This is a genomic window from Neorhizobium tunisiense (genome assembly GCF_039631515.1).
GTDB lineage: Bacteria > Pseudomonadota > Alphaproteobacteria > Rhizobiales > Rhizobiaceae > Neorhizobium.
Genome location: NZ_JBDIUU010000002.1, coordinates 798,290 through 810,634 on the forward strand (window position 1 = coordinate 798,290; position 12,345 = coordinate 810,634).

Here is a 12,345-nt window from a genome sequence, read left to right on the forward strand (position 1 = left end):
CATCGGAGGATAGGCAAGCGCCTGTTGGCTGTCCATCGGCAATTGTCGCGGCAGAAGGCTCTGTACTACGTCATTCACCTTAGTCCGTGGAAGGTGCCGTCTTAGACTCTGCGCTCCATTGTTTTACGGCGGCGAACACATTATGTCCGGTATATGAATCTGATGCAGGAGACATTCAGCGTGCTCGACGACGAAGACGACAAGGACGACAAGACCAAGGAACTGCCGCTCGGCAAGGAAACGGAAGCGAATCTTTTCAAGTCGCGTTCGATCTTCATCTACGGAACGATCACCCAGGAACTGGCGCAGAAGGTCTGCACCCAGCTCGTGGCGCTTTCGGCCGCCAGCGACGACGACATCCGCATCTATGTGAGCTCGCCCGGCGGCCACGTGGAATCGGGCGATTCGATCCATGACATGATCAAGTTCATCAAGCCGAAGGTCTGGATGATCGGTACGGGCTGGGTCGCATCGGCCGGCGCACTGATCTACGTGTCCGTTCCCAAGGAACGCCGCATCTGCTTGCCGAATACCCGCTTCCTGCTTCATCAACCGTCCGGCGGTACCCGCGGCATGGCATCCGATATCGAGATCCAAGCCCGCGAGATCATCAAGATGAACGAGCGGCTCAACAGGATCATGGCCGAAGCCACCGGCCAGTCGGTCGAAAAGATCGCTGCCGACACGGATCGCGACTACTGGCTGTCCGCCGAAGAGGCCAAGACCTATGGCCTGGTTTCGCGGATCGTGACGTCGCAGAGCGAAGTCTGATCGCTTGCGCCATTTGAATTGAAAAAACCCCGCCGGCGAATGTTGGCGGGGCTTTTTGTTGCGTGCCGGCTCGCACTGCCGCGGAGAGGCGCCTGCCGGTCGGCGGGCCGCTGCGGTTCAGGCGACCTGCGGACGCCAGGCGATGACGCCTTCGGTGCGGGCGCGGACGTCGGGCGCGGCAAGGCAGGTGGCGACGGCTTCGTAGCCGGGTGCACCCGGAATTGGCGCGACGCGGCTCGGCGAGCTGTGGTTGGCGGGGCAGAGGATGATCGCCTCGTCCGGTCCGACGGCGCCGAGATCGAGGATCGCCGAGGATCGGGTCATGATGAAGAGCGGACGGGCGCCTGGTCGGCGATTGCGCAGATAGGCGGCGAGCGCCTCCTGCGATGCCTGGTCGAGGCCCTGTTCGATCATGTCGACGACCGGGATATCGGTTCCGTCGGCCTCCAGCGCGACGAGGAGGGCGGTGAGGGCAGGCGTTTCCGCCGCACCTTCGTCGAGAAGCCAGGAAAGCGCCTGTTCGACGCGAGCCTTCAGAGCCGGATCGGTTCCCATCCGTGCCCTGGCGTCGTCGTTGACGGCCCGTTCGAGACCCACGAAGACCCCGTCCGGAAGGTGTTCGGCAATGGCCTTCGCGAACCGGGTCTTGCCGCTGCCGAGCGGGCCGATGATGTAGTTGAGCGGTCTGACATCCCTGAGTTCGAAGCGCTCGCCGCCCCAGGGCCAGGGAAGGTCGAACGCTGCGACGACCTCGGCCACCGGACGCGTCAGTCGCGTCAGCTCGTGCATTCCGAGCGGCTCTCCGCCGGCAAGGCCCGTGCGCAGAGCGCGGACTTTTTCGACCGTCTCGGCGATCCGGCGGGCCTCCGTTTCAAGCCGCGCCTGATGGGCGGCAAGCGCGGGAGCGAGCTCCTGCGCATCGCCCTTCAGCACGCGCGCCACCTGCGCGAGGCTGAGGCCGAGGGCTCGCAATGCGGCGATCTCGCCGGCGCGGGCCATCTCCGCGGGGCCGTAGGTCCGCCATCCGGCTGCAGTTCGGACGGGAGCGATCAAGCCGCGCTGTTCGTAAAGACGCAGCGCCTTGGGAGATATGCCGAGCCGTTCGGCGGCATCGGACGGGTTCAGATAGTGTGCGGAAGAACTCAAGGAATCACCTCGTCGGTTGTTGACCGCTCTTCCTATCGGGGCAGCCCCAGGGGTCGGGTCAACAGGTGTTTTGCGAGGTTCGTGTTTTTTTCGGGAGATGGCCCACTCAGTCGGCCAGCGCCGCCGATGGTTCCAACGGCGAACGGTTGCCGGCCTGCCAGTCCGTTGCGAAGGCGATGAAGTCGTTGGCAGGCATCGGCTTTGCGAAGACGTAACCCTGCAGCGTCTGACAGCCGAGGCTGCGCAGGATGTCCACATGCGCGGTGGTCTCCACGCCTTCGGCGACGATTTCGATGCCCTGGGAGCGGCCGATCTCAATGATCGAGGCGACCAGACGGCGCTGCGAGCCGGCGGCTTCGAGCGGTGCGATCAGCTTGCGGTCGATCTTCAGCCGCTTGGGCCCAAGTTCGAGAAGACTGACGATCGAGGCGTGGCCAGTGCCGAAGTCATCGATCTCGATATCGATTCCGAGTGCCTTCAGGTCGAGAATTGCGGATCTCTGCTCCTTGTCCTGATCCTCGAAGGAGATCGATTCGAGAAGTTCGAACGACAGGGTCCCGGGGGTGATCGGCAGTTCGGCCAGCCGTTTGAACAGCCTTTCGTCCTTCAGGCGCTGCGCCGAGATGTTGACGGAAAGATGCGGGATATCGAGCCCGAGCGCGCTCCATCTCACCGACTGGAAGAGCGCCTTTTCGAGAATGATGGCATCGATATCGGCCGCCCGGTGCAGGCTCTCGGCGATCGCCAGGAAACTGTCCGGCGCCAGCAGGCCGCGTTGGGGATGCTGCCAGCGCGCCAGCGCCTCGACACCGACGATGGCGAGCGAATGCGCATCGAACTGGGGCTGGAAAAACGGGATGATCTGGTCGCTTTCGAGCGCGCTCAGGAACTCGTCGGACATGCGCTTGCGCAGCACGGCTGCGGAGCGAAGCTCCCTGGAGAACACCTCGACGCGGTTGCGGCCGCGTTTCTTGGCCTCATAGAGCGCGATGTCGGCGTTGATCAGCAATTGGCTCAATTCCTCGCCGGTATCGCTCTGGCAGGCGATGCCGGCGCTGCAGCCGATGCGACATTCGTGTCCGCCGATATCGATGGGGCGGGCAAGGGTGTTGACGATCGACTGGGCTAGATATTCGGCCCGACGCTGCGGTTCCGCACCCCCGGTCACGACGACGAATTCGTCACCGCCGATGCGCGAGGCGAACTCGTCGTGGTCGATCAGATCGAGCAGGCGGGACGTGGCGGCCTTCAGGACGGCATCGCCGGCAGCGTGACCGAGCGTGTCGTTGACTTCCTTGAAGCGGTCGAGATCGATGTGGATGAATGCCAGCCGGTGATCGGCAGCCTGGCTCTTTCCGGTGGTCATGAACTGGTCGAGGAAGCGTCGGTTCGGCAAGCCCGTCAAGGCGTCGTGCAGCGATTGGTGTTCGAGCGTGCGCCTCGCGGCACGCAATTCGTCGTTCTGCAACTCGGCCTGCGTCTGCGCCAGCTGCAGTTCTGAATGCAGCGTGACGTCCCTCGTGACGTCCCAATTGGCGCCGACCACGCGCTTGACGCCGCTCGCGGTCCGGTAGGTGGCGCCGTGCGCGCGGATATGGCGGATTTCGCCGCTACCCGACACGACCCGGAACTCGGTGCGGTAGCTCGTCTCTTCCTTGAGTGTCTTGCGGAAATACGTCTCGGCAGCTTGCAGGTCGTCGGGATGCAGCGCATTGCGCCAGTCCGCATATTCCAGGGCGACCCGGTCCGGCGACACACTGTAGAGTTCGCGCATGCGCCGGTCCCAGATCAGCGTATTGGTCGAAGGTTCATATTCCCAGACGCCGACGCCTGAGGCCTGGAGCGCCAGTTCGAGGCGCTGGGACAGCGTTTCCAGCTGTTCCTCGCGTTGCTGCAGGGTAAGGATATTGCCGTGGCGCTGTTTCATCAGCAGCCCTGCCCAGATCAGCGGGGCGGCAATGCAGAAGGCGATCAGGAGTGCGGTGATCCGGAAGCTGAACATGTCCGGCGGCGAGCCCTGCCATCCGCCTTTCGGGACAGCGGCGAGGTACCAGGTGTCGTAACCGAGCTCGATCCTCGACTTGACGGGATCTTGAGAGAATATGGCCAGGTTGCCGAGGAAGATATCGGGCGCGGCGGGAATGGGCCGTTGCGAAATCGCGATGTCGAGTGTCTGGCGCTGAGTATTGACGTTGCTGTCCGCATAAAGCCGATCGAGATCGATGACAGCCGAAACGACACCCCAGAACCGGCCGTTGGCAAGCGAGAACACCGGATAGCGCGCGATCAGCCCCTGGCCGCCCTGCACCAGGTTGACCGGGCCGGTGATGACGAGCGTCCGCCGCTCGACGGCTCTCATCACGGCATCCCTCTGCAGTTCGTTGGTGCGGTAGTCGAGGCCGAGGCTCTTCTTGTTCGGCTCCTCTGGATAGACCAGGCCGATCACCAGATCCTTGGCGCCGGCGATATTGCGCATCTGCGAAGGAACGCTGAAAATCCGTTCCGAAAGCGCCGTGAATTGCGGTTGGTTGATGTTCGGGTTGGCGGCAATGGCGGCGACCAGCCCGTAGATCAGGTTGACGTTGCCGTGGATATTGGTCTCGAGGCTCGCCGCCACCTTGGCCAGCTGCTCGGCTGCCTTGACCTGCTCCGCCATATGATACTGCTCGCGTTTCTCGATATCGGCGCGAACCACCCCGACCAACAGGCCGGCAACGGCAAGGATGGCCGGGAAAAAATATCCGAGGCCGAAAAACTGAAGGCCAGACGATTTCGATTTCAAGATGAAGGGCAGCCAGGTCATGGAGATTTCCGATGGTATCCCTTACTGTCGCCGACAAAATTTAAGATTGTCTAATTTACCTGCGTGTCAGTTACGCAATCACGCGCCGAAGAGGCACAAAATCCCGTTTGTACGGAAATGGAACCACGCCCGTGCCTATACGGGGCTGATCCGGTTCCTGCCGGCACGCTTGGAACGGTAGAGGCCGTCGTCGGCGCGTTTCAGAATATCCTCGCAGGAGGCATCCGCCGGCAGGAATTCGCTCAAGCCGCCGCTGATCGTGGCGTGATGGCCAAGCGTCTCCCTGACCTCGGAGGCGACACGCTGGCGCAGCCGATCGGCAATGACGGTGCCGTGTTCCTGCCGGGTGGCGGGCATCACTACGACGAACTCGTCGCCGCCGAGGCGAGCCAGGAAGTCGGTCTTGCGCAACTCCCGGCGACACACGTCGGCGATCGCTTTCAGAACCGCATCGCCCACCGCATGTCCAAGCTCGTCGTTGACGGTCTTGAAGTGGTCAATGTCGAACATGAACACCGATGTCGGGATATGCTCGTCGCGAAAAAGCTCAAATTTCAGGGCGAGCACGTCCATCAGCTTGCGGCGGTTGAAGAAGCCGGTCAGCGCATCGGTCTCGCTCTGGTGGCGCAACTGGTTCTCGACGGCATTCTTTTCGGTGATGTTGCTGGCGACCCAAACGATCGCATCCTCGCCGTCGACCTCGAAATCAAGGGCCTGCAAGCGCCCCTCGAACCAGATCGGATGGTCGGGGCCGTCATTCTCCAACCCCTTCACGTCGCTGCCGGAGAGGCTGTATTCGACGATATGCAGGGAACGCGAGGCGAGCGCCTTTTCGATTTCCCGCATGAAGCGGTGCGCCTTCTCGAAGACGAGGACGTCATAGAGGCTCTTGCCGACGAGATTGCTGCCGTCATGATAATAGCGGGTATCCTTGCCGCCGAAGAGCGCGGCATAGCGGCCGCTGCGGGTGAGGACAAAGCAGGGGTCCGGGAGTGCCGACAGAATGAAATAAAGCTGATCGCGGGAAAAGGCGGTCTCCCGTCCGATCTCTATCTCTGGCGCAAGGTAAGCTGCCGTCATTGCGTTTCCCGGGCGTTGATGCAATCCGGGCTGCATGGCCGGGACCGACCGGAAGCAACGGGCGCACGGTTCAAAGACTACCGCCAAACTCCTTCCAAATTATCAACAGATGCGAATATGCGCAGGCACGAACAAAAGGGCGGGGCCGGCAGCCGGCAAAGGCAATTGGTCGACTGCTGCCATGGCTTTCCCACCCGGCCGTACCCTTTTGCCGCAAACGCACCTTGCCTTTGCCGGCGGGCCTATGTTCGATTGCGGACTTTGAAATTCACGAGTCCCCGCCCGTATGTTCAAGGATTTTACCGTTTCGGCCCTGATGATGGGGCTGCTCACCGCTTTTGTCGGGTTCGTCAGCTCGTTTGCGGTGATCATGCAGGGGCTGCAGGCGATGGGCGCGACCGCGCCGGAGATCGCCTCGGCGCTCTTGGCGCAATCGATCTCCATGGGCTTGCTGGCGATCGTATTTTCGAGCTGGTACAGGATGCCGATCAGCATCGCCTGGTCGACGCCGGGTGCGGCGCTGCTGTCCGGCATCAGCGTGATCGAGGGCGGGTTTCCGGCCGTGGTCGGCGCCTTCGTGGTCTGCGGCGTGCTGATCGTTCTCTCCGGCCTGTTCCGGCCGCTCAGCCGGGCAATCCGGCTGATACCCGCGCCGCTTGCCAATGCCATGCTCGCCGGCATCCTCCTGAGCCTCTGCCTCGCGCCGGTGAAGGCCGTCGCCTTCAATGCTGCGCTCGGCCTGCCGATCGTACTGACATGGATGGTTGTCGTTTCCAGGTGGCGCCTGTGGGCGGTGCCGGCTTCGCTCGGCGCGCTGATCCTGGTGCTGATTTTTGGTGTCGATCTTGCTCCGGATGCGATGACGCAGATCGGCGCGGCGATCCATCCGGAGCTCACCTTCATCACGCCGGTCTTTACCCTGCACGGAGCGGTCTCCGTCGCGCTGCCTCTCTTCATCGTCACCATGGCCTCGCAGAACATTCCCGGCATGGCGATCCTCAAGGTGCACCACTACGAGCCGCCGCCGGCCGTGATGTTTGCCGGCACCGGCATCTTCTCGATCCTCGGCGGGCTCGTCGGCGGCGTGCCGGTCAACATGGCGGCGATCACGGCGGCGATGTGCGCCAGCGAGGATGCCAATCCCGATCCTGCCAAACGCTACTGGGCGGCGATCGTCGCCGGCTTCGGTTATATCGTGTTCGGCCTGATCGCCGGCGGCATCATCGCCTTCGTGTCGCTGGCGCCGCCGATCCTTCTGCAGGCGGTTGCGGGCCTTGGCCTGATCGGCGCCTTTGCCAACGCGGCCTTTGCCGCCTATCGCGACCCGGAAACGCGGGAAGCCGCGGCGATCACCTTCCTGGTGACGGCGTCAGGCCTCTCCTTTGCGGGGATTTCCGGGCCGTTCTGGGGGCTGGTGGCTGGCGGAGTGATGATGGGGTTGCAGCGGGCTGTCAAACGCCGGGCTTGAACGAGGGGTGGGGCGGGCGAGTTCACCACGTCCAGAAGGGCGATATCTGCCTTTCGAGAATGGTTTGCCGGCGGGCGGAGAGGGCGGCCAGGAAATCGAACCCGGTGTCTTCCTCGATCGCGTCGATCGTCGTGCGGAATTCCTCTGCCGCATAGGAGGTCTTGCACCGTGCCTCGTTCTTGAAGCGGAAAGCCATGGCCCGTTGTTCCTCCACCGCATAGACGATCTTGAAGAATGCCGTCGGGATCGCGACCGAGCCCGTCGCGACAGCGGATGCGTCGGCGGGTTTCACTTCGGTGGCAGAAGATGCCGGAGGGGCCGGCTGTCCGGTGGCCGGAGATTGAGGGGTGATGGCTGCGGGTGTCGTCGGCGGCGGGTTGGCCACTTTCGCCGCTTTGGCCTGACGTTCGGCCTTGACGTCGTCTACGGTCTTCAACGGGCCTGAGAAGATCGGGCCCGTGAACACGATAAGACGGGGGCGGGTCGGCAACAGGTTGCGGATCGCCGTTTCCAACTCGCGCCAGATACCCTGGTTGAAGCAGGCGCCGACCTGCGGCCCCATGTTGGAGAGGACGAAGGTCTCGTCCATCAGATCCTGCCTTGCCGAAAAATCTCCCGCCGGTGCCTGATGGCCGCGATCGTAGCCGCTGTGTTTGTAATGGGAAAGCAATGCGGAATACCCTTCGGGCAGGGTCTTGTCGACGAAGAAGTCATCGCTGCGTTCTGCGCCGCTGCCGACCTCCTCGGGGACGATATCCTCGGCAACCCAATCCGGCACTTTGGTGACGCCATTGAACCGCAATGCGAAGCCGCCGAGATGACAGCGATAAAGGAATGGCGGATTGGGGGCCGGCGGCAGGCTGCGGTTCTGGAACGTGTATTCGTGCCCGTCGGCCCCATCCGTGCCGGACGGCATCCCCACGGGGTCGAATATCGAAGCACAGGCCTGAAGATCCGCCGGCAGCGCGTCGCCCGCATCCGCCTTGCCGGCCGAGACTGCAAGCATGCCTGCTGAGGTGGCAAGCTGTATCGCGGCTATCATTCCGCCGGAAATGCCAAATACCCTGCGCATCGGGTCCTCCTGTCGCTCCACCCGTCGGTCTCGTTTGTCCGCGGTATCTTATTTGTCGTCGGCGGGCGGCGGCTTCTGGCCGCTGATCACCTTTCCAAGCACATAGGTCCCGCTGCTGATGCCGATCAGCGCAAGAGCACCCTCAGGTATGTCGATGAGCGTCCCCGTTTCCAGGGACAGTACGAGATAGAGCCCCGCGATGACGAATGTGAAGACAAGCATCTGGAACCGGCTGAGGCTCGCCTTCGGCACCTCGTCCGGCGGGGCGCCGGCCTGCGGCGATTCGCTGAGGAGGTGATTGAGGTTGATGTCGTTTTTCCAGATCGCCCTGATGACGGCTGCAGCCAGCGCCAGGATGATGATGCTGACGACGATGGCGACGAGGCGCGAAATGAATTGCGGATCGAATATGGACATGGATCACTTCCCTGGCCGAAATATCTTGCCGAAAATGTAGAGAAAATTGCTGCCCCCGAGCGCCATCACCGCTTCCTGCGGGACAGGCGGAAGCGTTCCGTCGACAACGCCCGTTTTCAACCCATAGGAGAAATAGGCAAGGGCGCCGGTGATCGTGCCGATCAGCATGAGGACACGCTCCGGATCGTTCGGTTGGTCCTTGCCATTTGCCAGCATTCCACCCATGCTGATACTGCCATCCAACAGTTTTATAAGTGTGACAAAGGCGAAAGCCGCCAGCAGCGCGACCAGCGCAATGGTCGCGACAAAAGAGAGGTCAGCCATGGAATATTCCCCCATAGGTTGATTAACCTTAATCTTGGCCGGTCGCCTGTCAAGGGGAATTCCTGATCCAAATTCGCCCATTTGGTGTGATGCGCGGATTTTCCGTAGTCGGTGAGGGTGGGCTTGCCGTCGCCGGATCCAGCGGCTATAAGCGCCTCATGACCATGACAGGCGCAATCATGTCCGACCGTTCGTCTACCCGCCGCACCGCGGCCGGGACGATGGTATTTGCGCTTTCCTCGCTTCTTAGCCTCGACCTTACGCGCGGTTGCCGGGTCCGTTGAGGAGCGCCCGGCGGCCGAAAGCCCGCCCGGCATAAGAGCTCCTCTCACGAACATTCAAGACCAGGCCACAAAAGACCGCTAGAGGTCCGCATCGCCTAACGGCAGTTCCCCTGACGGATGCCGAGCGACGCGTGAAGCGAGAAGAGACGACGACCATGGACGCCAAGACCCATTCCCCGAAATCCGGCCATAAATCCGGCATGCCCGACGCGGCCGTGAAATACCGCGCTTACCCGACCATCAACATTCCCGACCGCACCTGGCCCTCCAAAACCATCACCAAGGCGCCGATCTGGTGTTCCGTCGACCTGCGCGACGGCAACCAGTCCCTGGTCAACCCGATGGGCCACGACCGCAAGGCCCGCATGTTCCGCATGCTGCTCGACATGGGCTTCAAGGAAATCGAGATCGGTTTCCCGTCGGCCTCGCAGACCGATTTCGACTTTGCCCGCTGGTGCGTGGAAGAGGGCGGCGTGCCGGAAGACGTGTCCATGCAAGTCCTGGTGCAGTGCCGGCCGGAGCTGATCACCCGCACCTTCGAATCGCTGCAAGGCGCCCACAAGCCGATCATCCATTTCTACAATTCGACCTCCGAGCTGCAGCGACGCGTGGTGTTCGCCAAGGACGTCGCCGGCATCAAGCAGATTGCCGTCGATGCGGCGAAGATGATCACCGACATGGCGGCGAAGGCGGGCGGCGGGTTTCGCTTCCAGTATTCGCCGGAGAGCTTTACCGGCACCGAACTGGAAGTGGCGCTGGAAATCTGCAACGCGGTCACCGAAGTGATCAGGCCGACCGCCGAGGACAAGCTGATCCTCAACCTGCCTTCGACGGTGGAGATGGCGACCCCGAACATCTATGCCGACCAGATCGAATGGATGTGCCGCAATCTCGACAACCGCGAGAACATCATCATCTCGCTGCATCCCCATAACGACCGCGGCACCGGCATCGCTGCCACGGAACTCGGCCTGATGGCGGGTGCGGACCGTGTCGAGGGCACGCTGTTCGGCAATGGCGAGCGCACCGGCAATGTCGATGTGGTGACGCTGGCGCTCAACATGTACACGCAAGGGATCGATCCGGAGCTGGATTGCTCCGATATCGAGCGGATCAAGGCGGTCTACGAATATTCCAACCAGATGGTCATCCCCGAGCGCCATCCTTACGTCGGCGAACTGGTCTATACCGCCTTTTCCGGTTCGCACCAGGATGCGATCAACAAGGGCATGAAGGCGATCAAGGTTGCCAATCATCCGGTCTGGGAAGTGCCCTACCTGCCGATCGACCCGCGCGATGTCGGCCGTTCCTACGAGGCGATCATCCGCATCAATTCGCAGTCGGGCAAGGGCGGCATCGCCTATATCCTGGCCGAGGATTACGGCTTGAACCTGCCGCGCAACCTGCAAGTCGAGTTCCGCGAGGAGATCCAGCGGATTACCGACGAAGAGGGCGTGGAGCTTCCCGCCAAGCGCATCTATGACAGCTTCATCGAGCGTTATGTGGAACAACCCGGCGGACGGCTGAAATTTGTCGATCACCACACCTTTCCGGCCGGGGTCGACCACAAGGGCGTCCGCGTCGTCGCAGCGGAGATCACCGACGGCGGCGAGACGAAGCGGATCGAAGGCAAGGGCACGGGGCCGATCGACGGCTTCATCAACGCGCTCTCGACCTATCTCGGCATCGAACTCTCGGTCGCCGACTATTCCGAACATTCGCTGCAACACGGCTCGAACGCGTCCGCCATCGCCTATGTGGAGATGGAGCACCCGAACGGAAAACTGTTCGGCGCAGGCATCAACAAGAACATCGTCGCAGCCTCGCTCGAGGCGATCGTCTCGGCGGCGAATAGGGTGCTGGAAGGGAAGCGATGAACCTCGTTACCGCATGGCTATAGGAGAGAAGCCGCCTGATTTTTCGGGCGGCTTTTTTCATTCGCAGGGCGGGATTACTTGCTCGACGTCGCGCTGGCGAACGCAAGAGCGGCTGCAAAGACGGCAAATGCACCCACGATGAAACTGACGACAACTATGGTTTCGATTGGCATGATTGACCTCCATTGGTTTGAACGGAGGTTATGCCGAGGCCATGGGTCCGAGGTTGAGCTAGATCAACTGCACCGCCTTCGCCTAGATCAGCCCCGCAGCCTTCGCCGCGATATCGTCGAGATCCGCTGCCGACGAGGGGCCGACGACCATGTAGGTGGCAAGCGGCGTGACCCAGGAGACGAGGCCGGTGTCGTTGCGGATTTCCTCGATCGAGCGGTTGCCCTCGGGCCGGGTCTTGGTGAAGGAAATGGCGATCACGTCGCCGTCTCCTTCGCCATCGGTGCGGCGGTAGAGAAGCTGGCCGACCGGCCCGCCGCCGGCGGCAAACAGCCGGGCGCCCTGGAAGGTCAGGCCGCTGTCGCTGAGATCGGGGATCCGAAAACCGACGCCGGTATTGGTGGTCAGCCATTCGAGGATATCGGCTGGCCTTTCGGCGGGGATTTCGGCGAGGTGGTTCGTCTGGCGCGAATAGAGGCGGTAATGGGCGATGATATCGTCCAGCCAGTCGCGGCTGCTGGCGCCGGGCATGGAAATCATCGAAAACTGCGGCACCGCGGGGTTGCCGCCGATCATATAGCCGATGCCGCCGCCGAGCACGAAAAACAGGGCGCAGGCCGCGACCGCCTGCAGGCCGGACGGCTTGAAGGAAAGGGTTGGGCGGGGCCCCTGCGGCAGGCGTATGGCCCGGCGCGGCAGCGGCGCATTCTTGATGGTGCGCACCAGATCGAGCGGCACCGGTTCCTTCAGCATGTCGTCAAACGCGCGCCTTCCGAGATCGGCGCCGCGCTTCAGCGCGTCGTGCAGGGATCGGGTCTGCGGGTCGTTGACCAGCAGTTCCTCGACGTCATGCCTGTCATCGTCGCTGGTTCGCCCATCGATATAGGCGGAAAGCCGCAGTTCGAGCGGCGAGGGCCGGGGGGTGTTCATCC

General features: G+C 62.5%; 10 protein-coding genes. 3 read left to right on the forward strand and 7 right to left on the reverse strand.

Translation table 11 applies throughout. The annotated features are described in order from the left end of the window. Nucleotides 1-180 precede the first annotated feature (180 nt). On the forward strand, nucleotides 181-771 hold the full coding sequence (locus ABCW43_RS13005; protein WP_345924906.1) for an ATP-dependent Clp protease proteolytic subunit: 591 nt from the start codon (nucleotides 181-183) through the stop codon (nucleotides 769-771). A gap of 117 nt (nucleotides 772-888) precedes the next feature. On the opposite strand, the gene ABCW43_RS13010 is transcribed toward ABCW43_RS13005, so the two are convergent. The 3 genes from ABCW43_RS13010 to ABCW43_RS13020 form a co-directional block, all read right to left on the reverse strand. Beyond that, entirely contained in the window at nucleotides 889-1,917 is a 1,029-nt protein-coding gene (locus tag ABCW43_RS13010; RefSeq protein ID WP_345924908.1) for a MerR family transcriptional regulator, read from the reverse strand. Between the two features lie 106 nt (nucleotides 1,918-2,023). Next, complete coding sequence (locus tag ABCW43_RS13015; protein ID WP_345924910.1) at nucleotides 2,024-4,720, reverse strand: bifunctional diguanylate cyclase/phosphodiesterase; 2,697 nt, start codon at nucleotides 4,718-4,720, stop codon at nucleotides 2,024-2,026. A gap of 135 nt (nucleotides 4,721-4,855) precedes the next feature. After that, a complete protein-coding gene (locus ABCW43_RS13020) occupies nucleotides 4,856-5,800 on the reverse strand; it encodes a sensor domain-containing diguanylate cyclase (RefSeq protein WP_345924912.1) in 945 nt (314 codons plus the stop codon). 286 nt (nucleotides 5,801-6,086) lie between these two features. On the opposite strand from ABCW43_RS13020, the gene ABCW43_RS13025 reads away from it, so the two are divergent. Beyond that, entirely contained in the window at nucleotides 6,087-7,268 is a 1,182-nt protein-coding gene (locus ABCW43_RS13025; protein WP_345924914.1) for a benzoate/H(+) symporter BenE family transporter, read from the forward strand. Between the two features lie 22 nt (nucleotides 7,269-7,290). Here ABCW43_RS13025 and ABCW43_RS13030 read toward each other — a convergent pair whose 3' ends face one another. The 3 genes from ABCW43_RS13030 to ABCW43_RS13040 are packed head-to-tail and all read right to left on the reverse strand — an operon-like array spanning nucleotide 7,291 to nucleotide 9,081. Further along, nucleotides 7,291-8,340: a DNA/RNA non-specific endonuclease gene (locus ABCW43_RS13030; RefSeq protein WP_345924916.1), complete on the reverse strand. Its 1,050-nt coding sequence runs from the start codon at nucleotides 8,338-8,340 to the stop codon at nucleotides 7,291-7,293. Between the two features lie 48 nt (nucleotides 8,341-8,388). After that, nucleotides 8,389-8,757: a hypothetical protein gene (locus ABCW43_RS13035; RefSeq protein WP_345924918.1), complete on the reverse strand. Its 369-nt coding sequence runs from the start codon at nucleotides 8,755-8,757 to the stop codon at nucleotides 8,389-8,391. Between the two features lie 3 nt (nucleotides 8,758-8,760). Next, entirely contained in the window at nucleotides 8,761-9,081 is a 321-nt protein-coding gene (locus tag ABCW43_RS13040; RefSeq protein ID WP_345924920.1) for a hypothetical protein, read from the reverse strand. 439 nt (nucleotides 9,082-9,520) lie between these two features. On the opposite strand from ABCW43_RS13040, the gene leuA reads away from it, so the two are divergent. Beyond that, nucleotides 9,521-11,242: a 2-isopropylmalate synthase gene (gene leuA, locus ABCW43_RS13045; protein ID WP_345924922.1), complete on the forward strand. Its 1,722-nt coding sequence runs from the start codon at nucleotides 9,521-9,523 to the stop codon at nucleotides 11,240-11,242. A 255-nt stretch (nucleotides 11,243-11,497) separates the two neighbouring features. Here leuA and ABCW43_RS13050 read toward each other — a convergent pair whose 3' ends face one another. After that, on the reverse strand, nucleotides 11,498-12,343 hold the full coding sequence (locus ABCW43_RS13050) for an anti-sigma factor family protein (RefSeq protein ID WP_345924924.1): 846 nt from the start codon (nucleotides 12,341-12,343) through the stop codon (nucleotides 11,498-11,500). Nucleotides 12,344-12,345 lie beyond the last annotated feature (2 nt).

What these genes read in the sequence shown, in the direction of transcription:
- ABCW43_RS13015 (WP_345924910.1), bottom strand. Translation starts at nt 4,720, where the DNA reads ATGACCTGGCTGCCCTTCATCTTGAAATCGAAATCGTCTGGCCTTCAG.
- ABCW43_RS13020 (WP_345924912.1), bottom strand. Translation starts at nt 5,800, where the DNA reads ATGACGGCAGCTTACCTTGCGCCAGAGATAGAGATCGGACGGGAGACC.
- ABCW43_RS13025 (WP_345924914.1), top strand. Translation starts at nt 6,087, where the DNA reads ATGTTCAAGGATTTTACCGTTTCGGCCCTGATGATGGGGCTGCTCACC.
- ABCW43_RS13030 (WP_345924916.1), bottom strand. Translation starts at nt 8,340, where the DNA reads ATGCGCAGGGTATTTGGCATTTCCGGCGGAATGATAGCCGCGATACAG.
- ABCW43_RS13035 (WP_345924918.1), bottom strand. Translation starts at nt 8,757, where the DNA reads ATGTCCATATTCGATCCGCAATTCATTTCGCGCCTCGTCGCCATCGTC.
- ABCW43_RS13040 (WP_345924920.1), bottom strand. Translation starts at nt 9,081, where the DNA reads ATGGCTGACCTCTCTTTTGTCGCGACCATTGCGCTGGTCGCGCTGCTG.
- leuA (WP_345924922.1), top strand. Translation starts at nt 9,521, where the DNA reads ATGGACGCCAAGACCCATTCCCCGAAATCCGGCCATAAATCCGGCATG.
- ABCW43_RS13050 (WP_345924924.1), bottom strand. Translation starts at nt 12,343, where the DNA reads ATGAACACCCCCCGGCCCTCGCCGCTCGAACTGCGGCTTTCCGCCTAT.